This is a genomic window from Candidatus Pelagibacter sp., assembly GCF_052049575.1.
Lineage (GTDB): Bacteria > Pseudomonadota > Alphaproteobacteria > Pelagibacterales > Pelagibacteraceae > Pelagibacter.
On sequence record NZ_JBNGZQ010000002.1, the window covers coordinates 394,551 to 415,472 of the forward strand.

Consider the following 20,922-nt stretch of genomic DNA (forward strand, 5'->3'; position numbering starts at 1 on the left):
ATTGTAATTGTCATCATTTTGTTAGTAAAATACAGAAATAATTATTTAATTTAGTAGATTAATGACAAAAGTAGCGATAATTGGTGCAGGACCTTGTGGACTATCAATGTTACGGTCTTTTGAACTTGCGGAAAAAAATGGTGAAAAAATCCCTGAAGTTGTTTGTTTTGAAAAGCAAAACGATTGGGGTGGCTTATGGAATTATAGTTGGCGAACAGGATCTGATCAATTCGGTGACCCTGTGCCTAACAGTATGTATAGATATCTTTGGTCAAATGGACCAAAAGAATGTTTAGAATTTGCTGATTATTCTTTTGATGAACATTTTGGAAAGCCAATACCATCATTTCCACCTAGAGAAGTTTTATATAACTATATTGTTGGAAGAGTAAGTAAAGGAAATTTAAAAAAAAAGATTAAATTTAACACAAGAGTAATAAATACTATTTTTAAAAACGACAAATTTGAACTTAGTTATCAAGATAAAGTTAACAATAAAATATTAAAAGATAATTTTGATTTTGTTGTTGTTTCTACAGGTCATTTTTCTGTTCCATTTATTCCAGAATACAAAGGAATGGATACATTTCCTGGAAGAATAATGCATTCTCATGATTTTAGAGATGCAGAAGAGTTTAGAAATAAAAATGTAATAGTACTAGGCAGTAGTTATTCGGCAGAAGACATCGCACTTCAGTGTAATAAATACGGAGCTAAAAGTGTTACCATTGGTTATCGACATAACCCAATGGGATTTAAATGGCCAAATGGAATGAAAGAGGTTCATTATCTTGATAAATTAGTAGGAAAAAAAGCAATTTTTAAAGATGGTACTGAACAAGAGGCTGACGTCGTAATTTTATGTACCGGTTACCTTCATCATTTTCCATTTTTAGAGGAAAATTTACAATTAAAAACTAGAAACAGACTTTATCCACCAAAATTATATAAAGGAGTGGTTTGGCAAGATAATCACAAACTTTTATATCTTGGTATGCAAGATCAATTCCATACATTTAATATGTTTGATTGCCAAGCATGGTACGCAAGAGATGTTATTATGAATAAAATCAAAATCCCTAGTAATAGTGAAGTTGAAAAAGATATTAATAAATGGGTTGCAATGGAGGAAAAGCTAGAAAACCCAGATCAAATGATTGATTTTCAAACTGAGTATACAAAAGAGCTTCATGAAATGTCTGATTATCCAAAAATTGATTTTGAGTTAATTAGAAAACACTTTAAAGAGTGGGAACACCATAAAGTTGAGGATATTTCAACTTATCGAAACAAATCTTTTTCATCTCCTGTAACTGGTTCAGTTGCTCCTATTCATCATACGCCATGGGCAGCTGCTATGGACGACTCCTCAAAAACTTTTTTAGACAAATAATTTTAGATTAATCAATACCTAGATGTTTTTTTCTTTTTTGGACATAGGCTCTAATTAAATTATCAAAAATTAAAGCTATGAAAGCTACACAGATACCAAGCGTTAACCCAATTCCAGCACCTTTTTTATCCGATAATGCTTTTAATATATATTGACCTAAATCTTCTGTTCCAATAAATGCTCCTATAATTACCATAAATAAAGCAAAAACAATTGTTTGATTTATACCAAGCATCATATGTGGGAATGCCAAAGGAAATTCAATTTTAGTCAATCTTTGAAATTTATTTACACCCGACATAGTTGCTGCATCATGCAGACCAGCTGGAACACTTCTTAATCCTTCGATTGTATATCTTGTAGCAGGTATCGTTGCATAAACTATAACTGCGATAAGTACAGACGTATCTGTAATACCAAATAACATCATTACTGGAATTAAATATACAAAAGATGGGAATGTTTGAAAAATATCACAAACACCTAGCATAAAGTTTGCTGAATGTTTATTTTGGAAACACAAAGTTCCTACTGTAAATCCAATGATACAAGAAACAACAACTCCAAAAGTTGCCATATATGCCGTAACTAAAGCTCTATCCCACCAGGGACTGAATGCAATAAAAAGTGTCAAAGCACAAACTACCAATGCTGAACGTAAACCACCAATTAAATATCCTGCACCAACAACTAAAACTATTGTAGCGATTGCAGGCATTCTTAAATACAGTGCTCTCATTGGCTGAAGTACATCTTGTATCAACCATGTATTGAACGCTTTAATATAGACAAAGAAAGTCTCAAAAATCCAATCTACTCCTTTATTCCAAAAATCAGCAGTTGATATTCCTTTGTTATGTGGAATTTCAAATAAATAATTGAAAGTATCTTTAAATAAAAAAGTTCCAATGTAAGCTAAGATTATTCCAACAACAAATATAACTCCAAAAAATAAAAGATTTTTGTTTCTTTGATAGAAGGTAAGATTACCAAAATAATCTGTTTGTTTATTTGCCCAAGCTAAAGACATTTTATCTAAAAGAATTGCAATTAAACTGATACATAAGCCAGCCTCTAAAGCTAGTCCAATATTTAATTGGTTCAAAGCTAACAATAAATTAAACCCTAAACCTTTTGCTCCAATAAATGCAGAGATAACCGCCATTGAAAAACACACCATGATGACTTGATTAACTCCAATTAAAATATCTCTCCTAGCAGTTGGAATTAATACTTTAAACATTAATTGAAAATTATTACATCCGCTCATCCTTCCAGCTTCAATAACTTCCGGAGGCACTGCTCTTAGACCTAAAAGAGTTAATAATATCATCGGTGGTATTGCTACAACCATAGTAATAATCACAGCAGCATGGTCACCTACTCCAAAAAGAACTAATGCTGGAACCAATACAGCATATTGTGGCATCGTTTGCATTACTAGCAATATTGGATATAAAGCTTTTTCTACACGTTTACTTTTAAAAGCTGCTATTCCTAATCCAAGTCCAAAAATAAAAGATAATGGAGCAGCGACTAATATAAATGAAAGAGTTTGCATGGAAGGTTTCCACTGACCAAACACAGAAATGTAAATCATAGTTAAACCTGCAAACAAAGCTAGACCTTTACCGCTTAATTTATAAGAAAGTAATGCTGCACCTGCTGCAACGATAGTCCAAGGTAATCCTGGTAATTCAGCCCATGGGTTTTTATCTATCCAATCCCAACTGGTGAAGGCAACAATAGTTTCGAGACCTCCCAATAAAATCTCTCTTATTAATTCTATTAAAAAAGTCATAAAAGCAGTCAAATTTCTACTAATTTGTAAAACTATAGGCCGACTTTTAAATTCTTGAGTATCTTCATTCCAAACTTCAATTGGCATCCATTCGTTCATTAAGAAAAATAACGAGTCATTAATCCAGATGGGTAACCATCCAAGCAATGGAGGCAATCTCCAAAAGACATCAAAAGCGTAATATCTTACCTCTTTACCTAAAAATACATAACTACTTTGATTAGGATCTTTAACAAATTCTGCTTGACCCCTAATAAACTTATATGTTTCAGGAACATCAATCGCAAAGCATAAAGCAAAGAATACGATTAATAAAAATAACCACTGAAAAGTTTTCGGATATTTTTTTAAAAATTCCATAATTTAATTATTATTTTTTCTTCCCCCAAAAACTGTATTGATTATTTTTGTTGGATTGATAGAGCCTATAATTTCATTATTGTTATCAACTACGGCGACTATTTTTTCTTGTGTAAGAATTTTTTCTGCAACATTCTCTATGATTTCATTTTGAGAGACTTTTAAATCACCTAAATTATCTTTTGATGTGTCCATAACATCCTTAATCAATAAAACTTTTTCTCTCGGTACTTCTTCAGTAAATTTTCTGACATATTCAGTAGCTGGATTTAAAACAATATTAGCTGGTGTATCTAACTGCTCAATTATTCCATCTTTCATAATTGCAATTCTGTCAGCAAGTTTTAAAGCCTCGTCAAAATCGTGTGTAATAAACATAATTGTTTTTTGTAATTTATCTTGAAGTCTTAAAAACTCATCTTGCATCTCTTTTCTAATTAATGGATCCAAAGCTGAAAAAGGCTCATCTAAAAACCAAATATCTGGCTCAACTGCTAAAGATCTTGCTATACCTACTCTTTGTTGTTGTCCTCCTGAAAGTTCTCTAGGAAAATAATTTTCTCTACCTTCAAGTCCAACTAATTTAACCATATCCATTGCTTTATTTATGCTGTCCTCAGTTTTGATCCCTTTAATCTGAAGGGGAAAAGCAATGTTCTCAACAACAGTTTTATGTGGAAGTAAAGCAAAGCTTTGAAAAACCATTCCCATTTTATTTCTTCTAAGATCAATTAAATCTTTATTATTTAATTGTAATAAGTCCTGGCCCTCTATAAAAATTTTACCACCTGTTGCATCAGTCAATCTTGAGATACATCTTAACAAAGTTGATTTACCTGAGCCAGATAAACCCATAACAACTAACATCTCTCCCTTTGCAACTTCAAAAGAAGCGTTGTTCACACCAACTATACAACCATTTTCTTGAAAAACTTTAGCATCAACATTTCCATTTGAGTCTTGAAGCATCTTCTGAGCATTTGCTCCAAAAATTTTATATACGTTTTCACATTTGATTACTGGCTCAGACATAAATTTCAATTAAGTTATATGAAATTAGGATAAAATTAAATCCATAATATTGTTACTTCCCCCTTAAAAATTTTTAATATAATAAACCCTTGTATCTATTCCGGTACTTAGAAAACTTAATGCTTCACCACTGACAGTAATTGACTCATCAACTCCAACATTATTGCCACTCACTGTAAAGCCTGCAAAACACTTATTTTTCTCCTCATCCCACTTAACGAATGTTTCATCTATTTTATTACCATTAATTGTGTAAATTTCATGCGCTCTAAAATTTAAGAAGTTTGCCCCCATAATCGCACGTTGTGGAATTAATTTTGTAGCTTTACAAACTTGCTCATAAACTTCGTCTGTTAATCTGAAGTGATCTGTGCCATCAAAAGTTACCAGTATTCCTGAGGGTAATTTTGAAATTAATTCACTTAATTTTTTTTCTTGAGCAATCCTCTCCTCCTCTAATTTCATTTTTCTAACAAGTTCATCGCCTCCACCAAACATTATGTTAAGAACAAAAAATGAAAATGATATTATTAGAATTATTAGCACCAAGCCACCAAACTGTTTTGTAGTCTCGGGTAAATATTTTATTTTATTTAAAAAATTTTCTTTTGACATTTATTCTTGTAGCTTTCCATTTTTCCATATCCCTGTTTTTTGAGTGCCATCAGACCAAGTAAAAGTTCCCTTGCCATTCATGAAACCTTTTGCCCATTCACCTTCATAAGTTGAACCATCAGGAAAAGTTAAAACACCAACGCCACTCCATTCGCTATTTTTAAACTCGCCTTTGTAGATATATCCGTTAGGCCAAGTTTCAATTCCTTGTCCGTTTTTCTTAGTACCTACCCACTCACCTTCATAGGTAGTTTTATCTGTGTAAACCCATTTACCAAAACCGTTTTCACAATTTCCTTCTTTGCATCCTGTGCTTCGCGCTATTGCAATCGTACTGATAAATAAACTTAAAATTATTGTTAAAAGATATTTTTTCATAATAATATTTTACACAAAACTATTTAAAAAAAAATTATACTTTTTTGTCATCTTCATTGCATGAGTAAATAGAAATATATTTTTCAGAGTTTTCACTTTTCATATTTTTCGTTATTTCATGAATTAATTCACCTGTTTTCCTTGTAATAATACCTGACTCAGAATAATTTTTTTCTTGATCAATTGATTTAAATAAAACCACATCTTTATTGACTACTTTGACATTAAGTTTTGATGAAACTGAGAGAAATGATGATAATCCTATGATTAAAAGTGTTTCTGGTTTTTTTGATAAAATTTTAAAACTATCTAAACCCTTTTCATTTAAATCTTTAGCTAAAAAAGTTTGATAATTAAATTCTGAATTTTTAATTATTTTTTTCTCTAAATCACAAACAAACTCTAGATCAATATTTTCATTTATACTTACATCTTTTGCTAAGGTTTGATTAAAAAACAATAAACTTATTAGTATAGTAAATAAATATTTGATCATTTTAATTTGTTAAAAAAAAATCTCCCCCAACATAGTTGGGAGAGATTTAAAGATTTGATTGCTATTTACCTTATTTAGTAAAAGCTTTCCAAACTTTCTCGTTATCTTTCAGCCATTTTTTAGCTGCATCTTCGTGAGTCATTTTATCAATGTCCACTAAAGCTGCCATTGCTCCAATTTGACTTGTTGAGAAAGAAAGTTTTTTAAACATCTTAGCTGCATCTGGATGAGTTTTTGGAAAATCAGCGTTAACTGCTTTTTTCAAATAACCATCTGGCGAACCACATTTTCCATCTCCACCATCTTCAGGTCTGCAACCTGCAGTGTACGGAGGAAAGTCGATAAATGTAAAACCAGCACCATCAGTAAAGTTTGGTGTCCAGTTAAAGATAATTGTTCCTCTTCCTTCTTTTTCAGCTGCTGCTAACTCTGCCCAAAGTGCGTCCGCACTTCCAGCAAATTTAACCCACCAAAGATCTCCTAGACCTAAAGCGTCAACCCTTTGAGGGATTAAGTCACCGTGCCAAGTTTGTGGACCTTCTAACATTCTTCCTTTTCCATTCGGAGAGTCAGGTGTTGTAAAGTTTTTAGCACAGTCTGGATTTTTCAAAGCAGTCCAGTCTGGTAGTCCTGGGCATAAACCTTTTTCAGCAACCCAATTAGGATATCCCATATCCTCTAGAGTTCTAGCTTCATGATCACCCCAGTCAAGTAAACCACCTTTATCTAAAGCTGTTGTAAATGATTTACCAAAAGCAGATTCCCATACCTCGTGAGAGATAGTTACGTCACCAATTCTAATTGACTCGTATACTGCTTGTGAGTCAGCATTTACGTATTTAACGTTATTACCCATGCTTTCCATTATTCCACCAATAACGTAAGCCATTACAATTTGACTTGACCAGTTATGAGTTGGGATAACGATGGGTTTTTTGCTATCTGCATTTGATAAACCAGCAAAACTTACTGCTGAGATTATAACTGCAGAAATTAAAGATATTATTTTTCGCATTTATTCCCCTTTCTTAATATTAAGTGCATTCAGTATGTGCCTAAGTAAAATGATAGTCAACTACAAGATTTATATATATTATGTAGAGAGATTTATAAAAATGTCGCAAACTACTTTAGATATTAAAGAGCCTGGTCTGAATGTTTTACCACCTGGAGTTGAAAGACATGTCGTTAACGCTGGTGGTCTTACAGGTTTGCAAATATTTCCTGATGATGAAATAGAAATCATTAATGAGGAAGGAAATCAAATTTGTGAAATTATTTGTTTTGATAAAGATGGAAAATCTGAGCTTGGAATTTTAAATCAAAAAGAAAATTGTAAAAAAAGTTTTATTAAAGAGTTGCTTAAAGGTAAAGATGAAAGCTCTTTAATAACGAACCTACAATTAAAAAAAAGAAATTTAGATATTAATAAATCAAAATCATCAATTTTATTTGATGAACAAACTCCAAGTGGTGAAAAAATTAAGATAAAATCTAAAGATAAATGTTACGTTATTTTTGCAGCACCACAAAACAATATGCTGGTGTCTGAGCAAAATCCTTCAAGCGATTTAACGTTATTCATTAAAAGATATAAAATAGTTAATGACAAAGAATTATCAATAATTCCTGATCCTATTTATGAGCCAAATTATGAGGAAAATATTGAGAAACAAACTGCAATTTCATTCGAAGTTAAAGAAGGAGATTTCATTCAAGTAATAAGTCCGGCAGGCAGACAGTGTTCTGACTTTGTGGCGTTCGATACAAAAAAACTTGATAAGAAAGTTGAAAAAGGTCTTGATTGGCAAACAACGAGGACTTTTATGGGAAATACTTTTCCAGGTCCTGGTTTATTTTCAAAATTTTATGACACCGATCATGAACCATTAGTTGAAGTCATAAGAGATACTGTTGGAAAACATGATACATTTAATCTTGCTTGTACTTCAAAATATTACGAAGACGCTGGCTATTTTGGTCATCCTAATTGCTCAGAAAACTTAAATAATGCAATGGCAAAATATGGTGTTCAAAAACAAAAAGGATGGCAGGCTATCAATTTATTTTTTAATACTTCAGCAACAGGTTTAAATTCGGTAATTTCAGATGAGTCATATGCAAGACCTGGGGATTATGTAATGTTCAGAGCTTTAAAAGATTTAACAATTGGGACAACAGCTTGTCCTAGTGATATCGATGCATGTAATTCATGGAATCCAACAGATATTTTTGTTAGAACATATGACAAAAAAAAAGAATTTTCAAAATCTTTTGCATTTAGAATGAAAACAGACTCTGAAAAAAAACTCACTAGAAACTCTGGCTTTCACGAAAAAACCTCTAAGCTTACTAGAAATTTTATTGATGCTAGAGGTTTTTGGCTACCTAATGATTATACCAAACATGGAGTTGTTGAGGAGTACAATGCTTGTAGAGAAAAAGCAGTCTTAATTGATTTATCTGCTTTAAGAAAATTTGAAATTATAGGTCCTGATGCTGAGGAATTGATGAATTATACATTAACTAGAAATATTAAAAAGCTTGCTGTTGGTCAAGTTATCTACTCTGCGATGTGTTATGAAAACGGAATGATGTTTGATGATGGTACATTATTGAGATTAAGTGAAACTGGTTTTAGATGGATTTGTGGAGACGAATATGGTGGTGAGTGGCTTAAAGAAATAGCTAAAAAGAGAAACTTTAAGGTCAATGTAAAAAATTCAACAGATCAAATTAGTAACGTATCAATACAAGGTCCAAAAAGTAGAGAAATATTAAAAAAAATAATTTTTGCTCCACCAACACAACCGTCTATAGATGAACTGGAATGGTTCAGATTTACTATTTGCAGAATTGAAAACCTTCAAGGTATTCCATTGATTGTTTCAAGAACAGGATATACTGGCGAACTTGGTTATGAAGTATGGTGTCATCCGAGTAATGCCTCTGACGTTTGGGATAAACTTATGGAAGCTGGAAAAAATGAAGGCTTAATTCCTGCTGGATTTGCAGCTTTAGACAAGCTTAGAATTGAAGCTGGTTTAATTTTATTTGGTAATGAATTTGATGGTCAACAAGACCCTTTTGAGGCTGGAATAGGTTTTGCCGTTCCATTAAAAACTAAAGGGGAAGATTTTATTGGTAAAGAGGTTTTGAAAGAAAGAAAAGCAAATCCTCAAAAAAAACTTGTGGGTTTAGAGCTTATTGGAAAAGAAGCAGCTGGACATGGTGATTGCGTACACGTTGGAAGATCTCAAGTAGGTGTAATAACTAGTGGTTGTTTATCCACAACTTTAAATAAAAATATAGCTTTATGTAGAATCGATACTCAGTACTCAAGTGAAGGAACTGAAGTTGAGGTTGGTAAAATTGATGGTCATCAAAAAAGAATTGCTGCAAAAGTAGTTGGGTTTCCGCATTTCGATCCGAAGAAAACAAGAGTCAGATCCTAATGCCAAAATCAGCGAAGGATTTATTAGAATTTTGGGAAGATCAGATGAAACTTTCTCATACTTCTAGTAATTACTTTTTTAGAAAATCGCCTTCACATTATCATATGATGCTTTTAGTAATGCATGCATATAAATATGAAGAAAATCTTACTGTTGAGGAACTTAAGACTAAACTATTTAAAACTTCACGTCCAAAGTCAGCTTTGATGATAAATGAGGCTTGTGAAAAAGGTTTTTTCTTTTTAGAAAAAACCTCAAATGATCAAAGAAAAAAGCACATTAAACCAAGTGAAAGTTTTATTAACGAGTTTAATAATTATATAGAAACACTAAAACATCTGAGTTTTTAGTATTTATACAAGTTTTACTTATATTTTTTATATATATAAAAAACTATATATTTAAGTCGCACGAAAAATAAAGTTTGTATATGTCATTACCGACAAAAGCAAAAGTAGTAATAATCGGTGGGGGTATCCACGGTTTAAGCACTGCTTGGAAATTATCTGAAACTTATAAAAATCCTGGTGACATTGTAGTCCTTGAAAAAAAAGACACTGCTGCTGGAGCAAGTGGAATTGCATGTGGAGTAGTTAGAAATAATTATTTTCAACCAGCAATGAGAGAATTGATGGCCCACTCAGTCTCTGTTTGGGAAAGTGATCCAAAAGCATTTAAATATAATCCAGTTGGTTATTTACAAATATCACCTGAGGTTATGCATGAAGACGTAGCAAGTATTTATGAGCAACAAAAAGCAATCGGGTATGAGTCAGATTTTATAGAAGGTGAAAAGGATTGCATGAAATATATGAAGGGAATGTTTGATGACTGGCAAGCTAAAGGCATAACTTCAATTCTTCATGAAAAAAAGGGTGGATACGCATTTAATAAAGACTCTATTAAAGCTTTAGAAAATAAATCTACGTCTAATGGTGTTCAAGTGATGAAAGGTGTAAAAGTTACAGGATTTAAAAGAGGAAGTAACAGTAAGGCGGTTACAGGAGTTGAAACAGATAAAGGAACAATTGATTGTGAGCAAGTAGTAATTGGAGCAGGACCGTGGGCTAGAGATTTTTGGAATATGCTTGAACTTCCTAAAACAGCAAACATCAAAGGTAAAGATGGTAAAATGCATGTAACTGACATGTGGACTTACTGGATGCTCCAAGAAGGGGTTATTGGTGTTGAACCAGATTACTTAAAAACAAATGATGGAAAACAGCCACCTGTGGTTCACGTAGACTCAACAGCACCACTATATTCTGACAAAACAAAAAAATTAATTACAGATAAAATTTGGGGGATTTATTATAAACCTGATATTGAGGGTTTAGGAGTTCAAGGTGGAACATCTCCTTACATTGTTAAAAAACATTTTGACCAGGTCAATGTAGATCCTTATGGAATTGAGTCTCCAGAGTATCAAACTACTGATGCATTTAGTGATATGTGGTGCTCTGCTTTAGCTCATTGCCAAAAAAGATTTGTGGGAAAATCTGATTTATATAGAAAAGGCCCATCAGGTGGTCTTGGATGCATGACTCCGGACTCATTTCCAATCTTTGATAGATTTTTTGAAAACGTATACATGATTGCTGATGCTAACCACGGATATAAAATGATTGGTGTGGGTGAACTTGTAGCCAAAGAAATTCTTGGTACTGAAAGTGATTTATTAAAACCGTTTAGATTCAACCGTTACGAGAAGGGCGAACTTCACCCTACTTCGAACAGTCCGTTTCCTTGGAGTTAAACTCTTAGCCTAGACACTAATAAATTTTTCAGTTACGCTTGAATAAATTTATAATTCATTGAGGGGAAAAATGACGGATCTAGAAAAGCACGTAAACCGACCTGGTAGAGATAAACAAGTTAAAAAAGTTAGAGAAAAAATAAACGAATTAGGAATTACTTATATATATTATCAATTTATTTCTGTCACAGGGAGAGTTGTAGGTAAAGGAATACCTGCGGATCATTGGGAAAGAACAGCAGAAAAAGGTTTTCAATTAGTGTACGGAGCTACAGCAAACTTATTTTTAGATCGTCATAATAATTATATAGGTTATGGACCTGAAGCAATGGAATTAGTTGGTATTCCTGATCCAGAAACTTTCTGTCAATTACCATGGGACAAAAGAGTAGGAAGAGTTTTTGTAACATGTTTTAGAAACAGAGAAGAGAGAAATAATCCTGGTGGACATTTAACTTCTGACTGCAGAGGAAATTTAAGAATTTTTATGGATGAATTCCAGAAAAAGCATGGTTTAGAATTAAGAGTCGGAACTGAGCCTGAAATGATGTGGCTGACAAAAAATGATGACGGTACTCCTACAGGAAAAGGGTTTTCAAAACCATTCTGTTACCACATAGATCAATTTGAATCATTGAGACCAGTATTCATGAAAGTTATTGAATACGCAAAAGCTATGGGTTTAGACATGATTCAAGGAGACCATGAGGATGCTCCGGGTCAATTAGAATTAAATTGGACTTATGACAACGTACTTCGAAATGCAGACAGACTATCAACTTATAGACAAATATGTGCTCAAGTTGCTAGAGAACATAATCTAATTGCATGTTTTATGACCAAACCATTTATGGGAGTTTCTGCAAGTGGTTGTCATACAAATATGTCTTTATGGAAAGGTGGAAAAATTAAAACAAACAAACTTGGACACAAATCTTTACCAGGAGTTGAAGAAGTTTTTGGTTATGTTGAAGGTGGAACTAATACATTTATGCCTGATACGAAAGATATGCAATTGCCAGGTAAAATTGGTTTACAATCAATAGCGGGTATTATGGAACACCTTCCTGCTTTAACGGCCTTAGGATCTTCAACAGTAAATTCTTATAGAAGATTATGGGATCAAGGTTTTTGGGCACCTGTTTATGCTGATTGGGGTTATCAAAATAGAACTTGTGGATTAAGAGTATCAGCTCCAGGAAGATTTGAATATAGATCTGTTGATTCAATGCATAATCCTTACTTATTAGGTGCTGCATTGTTAAAAGCTTGTGATCATGGAATAAGTAATAAAATGAAACCAGCTGATCCTGAATCTAGAAATATTTATGAAGCTCAAAAAGCTGGTAAGGATGTAAAAAAACTTCCTTTAAGTTTAGGAGAAGCTTTGGAAAGATTATCAGAAGATGAGGTAATTAAATCAGCTATGCCTGATGAAATGTATAAAGTTTTTCACTGGTATAAAAATGATGAATGGGAGAGATTTTTAGGAGCAACAACTCAATGGGATCTAGACACTTATCTAGATTGTTTGCCATAAAAAATACGGAAAGAGGAAAAGTATATGTGCGGAATTGCGGGATTAATTCATAGAGGAAAATCTTCAAAAGTTGGTCATGAGCTTCAAGGTATGTTGCAAGCTCTGAAACATAGAGGAGAGGACTCTACAGGTTATGCTTTATACGGAGATACTGATGGAAAAAATTTTATTATGCGTTTTAAAGTTGGAGAAAACGTTGGTGAAGGCAGTACATCGGTTGCTGAAGATGTTTCTGTTTATGATGAAAGAAAAAAAATTGTTGATAGTTATCTTAATGAAATGGGTGCAAAAATTATCAAAGAGGAAAGAATACTCCCCTACTCATTAAGATATGAAATAGAATATAATAAAAAAGATTTACTAGAATTTTCACAAAAGATTGAGAGTATTCCTGGAGTAGAAATACTTTCTATGGGTAAATCATTAGAGGTAATTAAAGATCTTGGAAATGCTAAGATGGTTTGCGATAGATATAATTTAGATAAACTTGTTGGCACTCACGCAATTGGACATGCGAGAATGGCAACCGAGTCTGGTGTAGATATCAAATCTGCTCACCCGTTTTGGGGTTATCCGTTTAGCGATGTATCAGTTGTTCATAATGGTCAGCTTACAAATTATTGGAATAATAGAAGAGCTCTAGAAAATAAAGGAATGAGATTTATGTCTGAGTGTGACTCAGAACTTATTGCTGTTTATTTAGCGGAAAAAATGAGAGATGGAGCATCTTTAGAAGAAGGCATGAAAGAGTCTCTAACTGGATTAGATGGTGTCTTTACTTATTTTGTAGCTACAAAAGATTCTTTAGGTATGGCGAAAGACACTATGGCTGCTAAACCTTTAGTTTTATATGAGTCTGATGATTTAGTAGCAATGGGTTCAGAGGAAATAGCAATTCGATCAATTTTACCACAAGAAATTGACACTTATGACCCATTCGATGGGGAGGTTAAAGTATGGCAAATATAAAAAGTGTTTCCAAAAAAACTAAAGCTCAAGCAATGGGAATGCACACTGAAGTTCTAACAGGACGAACACAACAAAAATTTTTCAATCCTGATGAAGCAGAAAATTTCTATTATTTTGGAACCCATGATGTTGATTTTAATAAAAGAACTGACCTTGATGTAAAAGATATGACTGCCGCAGAAGCAAATAAAGAAATAGATAATTTAATGGGACAAGGTTATGGAACAATTGTAATTAAAAACCCTCAAGGAAAACATAGTTTAGGTGTTGGTATTTTAAATAAATTAAATTTAATTTTTGAGGGAAGTTTAGGATATTTTGGAATGGGTTCATGTGATGGTCCAATAGTTCGAATCAATGGGAGAGTTGGATGGTCTTGTGCAGAAAATTTGATGGCAGGTAAAGTTGTAATTGAGAAAAATGCTGGATCTTGTTTTGGAGCTGCTATCAGAGGTGGCGATTTAATCTGTAAAGGTAGTGTTGGTGCAAGAACAGGTATTGATATGAAAGGTGGCACAATAATTATTGGTGGTGATGCGGGTGCATTTACTGGATTTATGATGCAAAGAGGGAGAATCATCATCCTAGGTGATGTCGGTATAAATTTGGGCGACTCGATGTATGATGGGACAATTTTCGTAGGTGGAGAAATTGGCTCTTATGGTAGTGATGCTGTAGATGCCGAGTTGACTAAAAGTGATCAAGATTGGTTAAAGAGAAAATTAAAGGTTGCTGAGATCGGTGAAAATTTTGATGTAAGTAAAATGAAAAAAATTGTAGCGGGTAAAAAACTTTGGAATTATGATAACTTAGAACCTACTGAGAAAAAAGGAGCGATTTAATGGCTAAGAAAAAAAAGAAAAAAAATGGTAAATTAAAAACTAATGGTAACGTAGGTGGAAAAGCTGACGTCCATTTAAGTTCTAACGGTGGCAGAAATAAAAGTTTATTAGGTCATAATGCTATTTTCACACCAGAAGTAATTGATGATATTCATATTAAATCTCAATTAGGAAGATACAGAATGCGTGGAATGGCATTGATGAAAAAAATTCCAACATTTGATGATTTAGTTTTCTTACCAGGAACTCTTACTAGGTTCGTAATTGAAGGTTATAGAGAAAAATGTGAAACTAAAACTGTTATTGGACCAAGATGTGAAAATCCAATTGAATTAGATATTCCAGTTTATATTACTGGTATGAGTTTTGGTGCTTTATCTTATGAGGCAAAAACTGCATTAGCAAGAGGTGCTACAATGGCAGGTAGTGCAACATGTTCTGGTGAAGGTGGAATGATACCTGATGAAAGAAGATATTCTGAAAAATGGTTTTATCAATGTATTCAATCAAGATATGGGTTTAACCCACATCACGCACAATTAGCTGATGGAATAGAAGTTTTTATCGGACAAGGACAAAAAGTTGGTATGGGTGGTCACTTAATGGGTCAAAAAGTAACCGACCAAGTTGCTGAAATGAGATCACTACCATCAGGTATTGACCAAAGATCTCCTGCAAGACATCCTGACTGGTTAGGTCCAGACGATCTAGCATTAAAAGTAGAGGAACTTAGACAACTAACAAAAAATAAAGTTCCAATTCAATTAAAATTAGGTGCATCAAAAGTTTATGACGATGTTCGTATGGCTGCAAAATGTGATCCTGACTCTATTTATTTAGATGGAATGGAGGGATCTACAGGAGCAGGTCCACACATTGCTGCTGCTAATACTGGTATACCTGGTATTGCGGCTATTAGAGAAGCAAGAAGAGCTTTGGACGATGTTGGAAAAACTGGAAAAGTTACTTTAATTTATGCTGGTGGCGTTAGAGATGGTGCTGACATGGCAAAAGCATTAGCTTTAGGTGCAGATGCAATAGCTATTGGTACAGGTTCTATGATTGCGCTTAACTGTAACAAAGATATTCCGGAAGCAAATTTTGAGAAAGAAATGGGTGTAAAAGCTGGTGAGTGTTACCACTGTCATACTGGAAGATGCCCTGTGGGAGTTGCTACACAAGATCCAAAATTAAGAGCGAGATTAAATCCTGACGATGCAGCTTTGAGAGTTTATAATTATTTACATTCAATGACACTTGAAGCCCAGTTATTAGCTAGAGCGTGTGGAAAAACAAATATACACTCTTTAGAACCTGAGGATTTAGCAGCGCTTACCTCTGAGGCTTCAGCTTTAGCAAAAGTTCCTTTAGCGGGTACTAATTACACTGTTGGGGTTGATAACTATCATAAAATTTAAAGGTATTAATGGCTAAAAAGAAAAAAACAAAATCAAAAGCAGTTTCTCTCCAACTGGGTAAAAAAAAAGAGACTGCTAGAGAAAAAATGATTGGTCAGTCAATCGGTTATCGATATGACGTAAATCTACTTCCAGATTACAAGAAAATGACACCATTTTTAAAAAAATATGTTGAGGCAATGGGTTGGGATGATCTTAATTGGTTGGAGGACGTTCACATGGGTTACGAAGAAGGAAGACCAGCTGTATTTTGTAGAAATGCAAATGGTTGGGTTACAATTCCATCATCCATTAAATTACCTGATAACCAACAAGACAGAGATATGATAGCAAGAGAACTTTTAGTAAAATTTCAAATGTCACCAAAACACCCTCTTGTTGATTTGAAAAAAGCTTATCTTAAATTTTAATTACACAATCTAAAGTTGATTATTTTTTAAAATCTATTGTCAATATTAGGTTTTATTAGATTGTTTCATTTGTAACAACTTTCATAATTTTATAGGATTTTAAAAACTAATATGGAGAGAGAATATGACTGATCAGTTAGGTGCTCTTACTACTATATTTACGGAATTTTACTACTGGGTAACGGTAGTATTGATGTTTTTAATTCACGTCGGATTCTGTATGTATGAAGTTGGAGCTTCTCGATACAAACACCATCAACATACTCTTATGAAAAACACGATGCTGATACCTCTGGTAACAGTAACTTGGTTTTTATTTGGTTGGTGGATTTACTGGGCTTTCCCAACAGGACCGGGATTAGCACCATCAATAATGAATGAGAGCACTGCTTTGATAACCGATGACTCGGCTTTCAGTGCTAAATTTTATGTAGCAACAAGTCAATTAATGGCTGTCAACTTAGGAGACCATATTTCTGGTGTCTTCTGGGCTGCATTCCTATTATTTTCTTGGACTGCTGCGTCTATCGTTTCAGGGGCAATTATTGAAAGGATTACAACTTTTGCATTTGGTATTTTAGCGATTGCAATTGGATCTGTGTTTTGGGTAATTGACGCTGCTTGGGGATGGCACTTCGATGGATGGATGTTAAAACTTTTAGGATACCATGATGCTTACGCGTCAGGAGTAATTCACGCAATTGCTGGTGGATTTGCTTTAGGAGTTCTAATGGTTTTAGGACCAAGAATTGGAAAATTCTCATCAAGTGGTGAACCGAGAAACATTGGACCAAGAAATCCTTGGTTAGTTACAATTGGATTATTTCTAATTTATACTGGTTTCTGGGGATTCTATGCTGCATGTAATATACCGATATTTGACCTTGGGCCTGAATACGGTATGGAGGGAATAAGTTATTGGACAGCAACAAACATATATGTGACCCCTACTACACTTAGTGGTATCACTTTTAACTTCTTGATGTCATTATCAGGAGGATTATTAGCCGGTTATTGGATTGCAAAAGGTGATCCTTTCTGGACTTACTCAAGTGGACTAGCGGGAATTATATGTGCTTCAGCTGGAAATGATTTATATCATCCAATTCAAGCAATGATCATAGGTATGATCGGTGTTGTAATATCATATAAACTACATTATTGGGTTGAGCGTAAGTTCAAAATCGATGATGCAGTAGGTGCTGTTGCGGTACATGGTTATGCTGGATTTATTGGTCTAGTAATATGTGGTTTTGTTCTAAACGGTTACCCGGCATCTGGTTACAGTGTTGGTGCTATGTGGGATGGAACAACATATGCTTCAATTAACCCATTAGGACAATTCTTAGGAGCATTAATAATGTTCGTAGTTCTTGGACTAATACCAGGCTATGTCATAGCTAAAGTACTGAATGGAATAGGGAAATTACGGATCCCACGTGAAGTAGAAATAGCTGGACTAGACTATGAAATAATGGAAACTGCTAAAACTGATGAGAAGGCAGTTGCATCCGCAACTAGGTAAAGGAGTAATATATGGCGACAGTTACAAATTGGATTGATCACCTAAACAAACCAGCTGAAGAAGTTGCTGGTGCTGTTTACCCTGGTGCTGGATCTAGTGAAGGTATACTTGTTATACTTGCTATAATTTTATGGGTTGGTTGGCATGTTTTAACTTCCAAATCTGAAAGTGATGAACTTGAAAGATTGGCAAGAAAAAGACATGGTCCAAATGATCATAAAAGCAATATTACCGATTGGTAATTAAAACAAAAATTTGGGCGCTGCAGAAATGTAGCGCCCTTTTTTTTATTCTATGTCAGAAGAAGATAAAAATAACGAGGAATTAAGACCAAGAAAGATGAGAGGTGTTGCTTTTCCAAAAGCAAAGTATGGAGCAATATTAGCTGTAATTATAATTATTGCTGTAAATTTAATTTTTTATAAAGAAACAATTTTATCTTTTTTGAAATAATTGTGTTAACTTAAGTTATGCCAAAAAATTTATTCAAAATTGCTAAAGAAAAAAAAATTAAATATTTTTTGATAAGCTTTGTTGATTTATTCGGGGTGCTTAGATCAAAACTAGTACCAGCACATGCAATAAAAGATATGCAAGAAACCGGCGCTGGATTTGCAGGGTTTGCTGCTTGGTTAGATATGACACCTGCAGACTCAGACATGTTTGGAATTCCAGATCCAGATAGTTTAATCCAATTACCTTGGAATAAAGAAGTTGGTTGGCTTGCATCAGATCTTTGGATGAATGGAAAACCTGTAGATGCCTCTCCAAGAATAATGTTGAAGAAACAAATTAAAAAACTCTCAAAACAAGGATTGACTATGAAATCTGGCGTGGAGTGTGAGTATTTTTTAATATCACCTAATGGAGACTCCATCGCTGACCCAAGAGATACTCAATCAAAACCTTGTTATGATCAATCAGCTTTAATGAGAAGGTATGATTTAATTAAAGAAATTTGTGACTGTATGATTGAAATGGGATGGGGTCCTTATCAAAATGATCACGAGGACGCTAATGGTCAATTTGAAATGAATTGGGATTACTCTGATTGTTTAAAGACAGCAGACAGACATACGTTTTTTAAGTACATGGTAAAAACTATTGCTGAAAAACATGGTCTAAGAGCTACGTTTATGCCCAAACCATTTGAGAATTTAACTGGAAATGGTTGTCATGCCCATGTTTCAGTTTGGGATGGAAAGAAAAATAAATTTTTGGACAATTCTAATAACTTAGGTCTTAGTAAAATGGCATATAATTTTTTAGGTGGAATAATGAAACATGCTTCATCTTTATCTGCTTTTTTTAATCCTACAATAAATAGTTATAGAAGAATTAATGCACCACCAACAAAGTCAGGTGCATCATGGTCACCAAGTAGTATTTCTTACACTGGTAATAACAGAACTCATATGATTAGAATTCCCGATCCAGGAAGATTTGAATTGAGATTAATGGATGGATCGGCCAACCCTTATTTACTTCAAGCAAGTGTTCTCGCAGCTGGAATAAATGGTATTAAAAACAAAATAGATCCTGGAAAACCTCTTAATTGTAATATGTATGAAGATTTTGCAAAATATCCAAATCTGCCAAAACTCCCTAATGAGTTAGATCAATCATTGAGCCAATTAAAACAAAATAAAGAAATGAATGATGCTTTTGGTGCTGATGTAATCAATAGCTATATAAAACTTAGAAGTACAGAAATAAAAGAATTTAACATTATAGAAAGATTTGACAAATCAAAACCTATAACCAAATGGGAAAGACAAAATACTCTAGATTGTTAAAGTGAAGAGTTTAAAAAATCTCAAAAGCTGGAAATATAAAAAATTATTAAAAAATAATCGCTATAATTTTAAAAGAAGTTATGTTTTAAAATATCTTCCTTCTGCATTAATCACTAATGCTTTAAAATCAATTTCCAGTTGGAAAAATTATAAAGCAACTCCTCTTTTATCACTTGATAAATTAAAGAAAAATTTGAAACTGAATAATATATTTTATAAGGATGAGTCTAAAAGATTTCATTTAAAGTCGTTTAAAGCATTGGGGGGAGCATACGCAGTAGAGAGAATATCTAAAGGAAAAAAAAATATTGTTATTTCATCAGCAACAGCTGGCAATCATGGTAGATCAGTTGCTTGGGGAGCAAAAAGATTAAATTTAAAGTGTAAAATTTTTGTAAGTCAATATGTAAGCCAAACAAGAGTTCGTGAAATTGAGAAATTTGGCGCTGAGGTGATAAGGGTTAAGGGAAATTATGAAAATTCTTTGGAGGAATGTAAAAGACTTTCAAAAAAGAATAATTGGCAAATTGTTCAGGATGTCTCTACCAAAAACTATAAATATGTTCCTCAACTTACAATGGCTGGATATTCTATTATGATAAAGGAAATATCTAAACAAACAAACCATTATATAACTCACATATTTGTTCAAGCTGGTGTTGGAGGATTAGCAGCAGGTGTAGTTGCTGGGGTCGCAAAATATTTTAAAAGAATTCCAAGAATAATTGTTGTTGAACCCGATAGAGCTGATTGTGTTCTTCAGAGTGTTAAAGCAAATAAAATGAAAAAAATAAGAATAAAAAAAGAAAGTATTATGGGTGGGATGTCATGTAATGAAATGTCACTTGTCCCATGGCAAATACTTAAAAAAACTTCTAACTATTGTGTATCTGTTACTGATAATAATGTTGCTAAAACGACCGCGATGTTAAAAGATAGAAAACTAAGTAGAGTTTCAATCATAGGGGGTGAATGTGCAACCCCTGGCGTTATTGCTCTTATAGGTTTAGCTAACAATTTTAAAGCACGAAAATCACTGAATTTAAACGAAGACTCAAACATTCTTGTCATTGGATGCGAAGGAAATGCAGATGTTAAACTTTACAAACAGCTGCTATCTAAAGGTAGAAAATAAT

Annotated in this window: 20 protein-coding genes; 14 read left to right on the plus strand and 6 right to left on the minus strand. The window is 33.4% G+C overall.

The window, feature by feature from the left end:
* The first annotated feature begins 61 nt into the window (after positions 1-61).
* The gene (locus tag ACTT9C_RS05700; RefSeq protein ID WP_440923531.1) at positions 62-1,393 is read left to right on the plus strand and encodes an NAD(P)-binding domain-containing protein; all 1,332 of its coding nucleotides are present in this window, start codon (positions 62-64) and stop codon (positions 1,391-1,393) included.
* Positions 1,394-1,400: 7 nt separating this feature from the next.
* On the opposite strand, the gene ACTT9C_RS05705 is transcribed toward ACTT9C_RS05700, so the two are convergent.
* The 6 genes from ACTT9C_RS05705 to ACTT9C_RS05730 form a co-directional block, all read right to left on the minus strand.
* The gene (locus ACTT9C_RS05705; RefSeq protein WP_440923532.1) at positions 1,401-3,554 is read right to left on the minus strand and encodes an ABC transporter permease; all 2,154 of its coding nucleotides are present in this window, start codon (positions 3,552-3,554) and stop codon (positions 1,401-1,403) included.
* Positions 3,555-3,557: 3 nt separating this feature from the next.
* Positions 3,558-4,586, minus strand: a complete 1,029-nt coding sequence (locus tag ACTT9C_RS05710; RefSeq protein ID WP_440923533.1) for a quaternary amine ABC transporter ATP-binding protein — start codon at positions 4,584-4,586, stop codon at positions 3,558-3,560.
* A 63-nt stretch (positions 4,587-4,649) separates the two neighbouring features.
* Positions 4,650-5,201 (minus strand): hypothetical protein, encoded by a 552-nt coding sequence (locus ACTT9C_RS05715; protein WP_440923534.1) that lies wholly within the window; start codon positions 5,199-5,201, stop codon positions 4,650-4,652.
* Positions 5,202-5,579: an MORN repeat-containing protein gene (locus ACTT9C_RS05720; RefSeq protein WP_440923535.1), complete on the minus strand. Its 378-nt coding sequence runs from the start codon at positions 5,577-5,579 to the stop codon at positions 5,202-5,204.
* Between the two features lie 34 nt (positions 5,580-5,613).
* Positions 5,614-6,075 carry a hypothetical protein gene (locus ACTT9C_RS05725; RefSeq protein ID WP_440923536.1) on the minus strand — a complete coding sequence of 154 codons (462 nt, stop codon included), beginning with the start codon at positions 6,073-6,075 and terminating at the stop codon, positions 5,614-5,616.
* 70 nt (positions 6,076-6,145) lie between these two features.
* Complete coding sequence (locus ACTT9C_RS05730) at positions 6,146-7,090, minus strand: ABC transporter substrate-binding protein (RefSeq protein WP_440923537.1); 945 nt, start codon at positions 7,088-7,090, stop codon at positions 6,146-6,148.
* Positions 7,091-7,190: 100 nt separating this feature from the next.
* Between ACTT9C_RS05730 and ACTT9C_RS05735 the strand changes: the two genes are divergently transcribed.
* From ACTT9C_RS05735 to ACTT9C_RS05795, 13 genes are all read left to right on the plus strand, one after another.
* Entirely contained in the window at positions 7,191-9,530 is a 2,340-nt protein-coding gene (locus ACTT9C_RS05735; protein WP_440923538.1) for a DUF1989 domain-containing protein, read from the plus strand.
* On the plus strand, positions 9,530-9,880 hold the full coding sequence (locus ACTT9C_RS05740; RefSeq protein ID WP_440923539.1) for a hypothetical protein: 351 nt from the start codon (positions 9,530-9,532) through the stop codon (positions 9,878-9,880). Before ACTT9C_RS05735 ends, ACTT9C_RS05740 begins: the two co-directional genes overlap by 1 nt.
* Before the next feature lie 80 nt (positions 9,881-9,960).
* A complete protein-coding gene (locus ACTT9C_RS05745; RefSeq protein ID WP_440923540.1) occupies positions 9,961-11,286 on the plus strand; it encodes an NAD(P)/FAD-dependent oxidoreductase in 1,326 nt (441 codons plus the stop codon).
* Between the two features lie 70 nt (positions 11,287-11,356).
* Positions 11,357-12,826, plus strand: a complete 1,470-nt coding sequence (locus ACTT9C_RS05750) for a glutamine synthetase family protein (RefSeq protein ID WP_440923541.1) — start codon at positions 11,357-11,359, stop codon at positions 12,824-12,826.
* A 24-nt stretch (positions 12,827-12,850) separates the two neighbouring features.
* A complete protein-coding gene (locus ACTT9C_RS05755) occupies positions 12,851-13,795 on the plus strand; it encodes a glutamine amidotransferase (protein WP_440923542.1) in 945 nt (314 codons plus the stop codon).
* Positions 13,783-14,637, plus strand: coding sequence for a GXGXG motif-containing protein (locus tag ACTT9C_RS05760; protein WP_440923543.1), 855 nt, complete (start codon positions 13,783-13,785; stop codon positions 14,635-14,637). Before ACTT9C_RS05755 ends, ACTT9C_RS05760 begins: the two co-directional genes overlap by 13 nt.
* The gene (locus ACTT9C_RS05765) at positions 14,637-16,055 is read left to right on the plus strand and encodes an FMN-binding glutamate synthase family protein (protein ID WP_440923544.1); all 1,419 of its coding nucleotides are present in this window, start codon (positions 14,637-14,639) and stop codon (positions 16,053-16,055) included. Before ACTT9C_RS05760 ends, ACTT9C_RS05765 begins: the two co-directional genes overlap by 1 nt.
* Positions 16,056-16,063: 8 nt before the next feature.
* Positions 16,064-16,465 carry a hypothetical protein gene (locus ACTT9C_RS05770; RefSeq protein WP_440923545.1) on the plus strand — a complete coding sequence of 134 codons (402 nt, stop codon included), beginning with the start codon at positions 16,064-16,066 and terminating at the stop codon, positions 16,463-16,465.
* 124 nt (positions 16,466-16,589) lie between these two features.
* Positions 16,590-17,990, plus strand: a complete 1,401-nt coding sequence (locus ACTT9C_RS05775) for an ammonium transporter (RefSeq protein ID WP_440923546.1) — start codon at positions 16,590-16,592, stop codon at positions 17,988-17,990.
* Between the two features lie 11 nt (positions 17,991-18,001).
* Positions 18,002-18,232 (plus strand): hypothetical protein, encoded by a 231-nt coding sequence (locus ACTT9C_RS05780; protein ID WP_440923547.1) that lies wholly within the window; start codon positions 18,002-18,004, stop codon positions 18,230-18,232.
* Positions 18,233-18,284: 52 nt separating this feature from the next.
* Positions 18,285-18,443 (plus strand): hypothetical protein, encoded by a 159-nt coding sequence (locus ACTT9C_RS05785; protein WP_440923548.1) that lies wholly within the window; start codon positions 18,285-18,287, stop codon positions 18,441-18,443.
* Positions 18,444-18,460: 17 nt separating this feature from the next.
* A complete protein-coding gene (gene glnT, locus ACTT9C_RS05790) occupies positions 18,461-19,786 on the plus strand; it encodes a type III glutamate--ammonia ligase (protein WP_440923549.1) in 1,326 nt (441 codons plus the stop codon).
* 1 nt (position 19,787) lies between these two features.
* Positions 19,788-20,921, plus strand: a complete 1,134-nt coding sequence (locus ACTT9C_RS05795) for a diaminopropionate ammonia-lyase (RefSeq protein WP_440923550.1) — start codon at positions 19,788-19,790, stop codon at positions 20,919-20,921.
* Position 20,922: the final 1 nt, after the last annotated feature.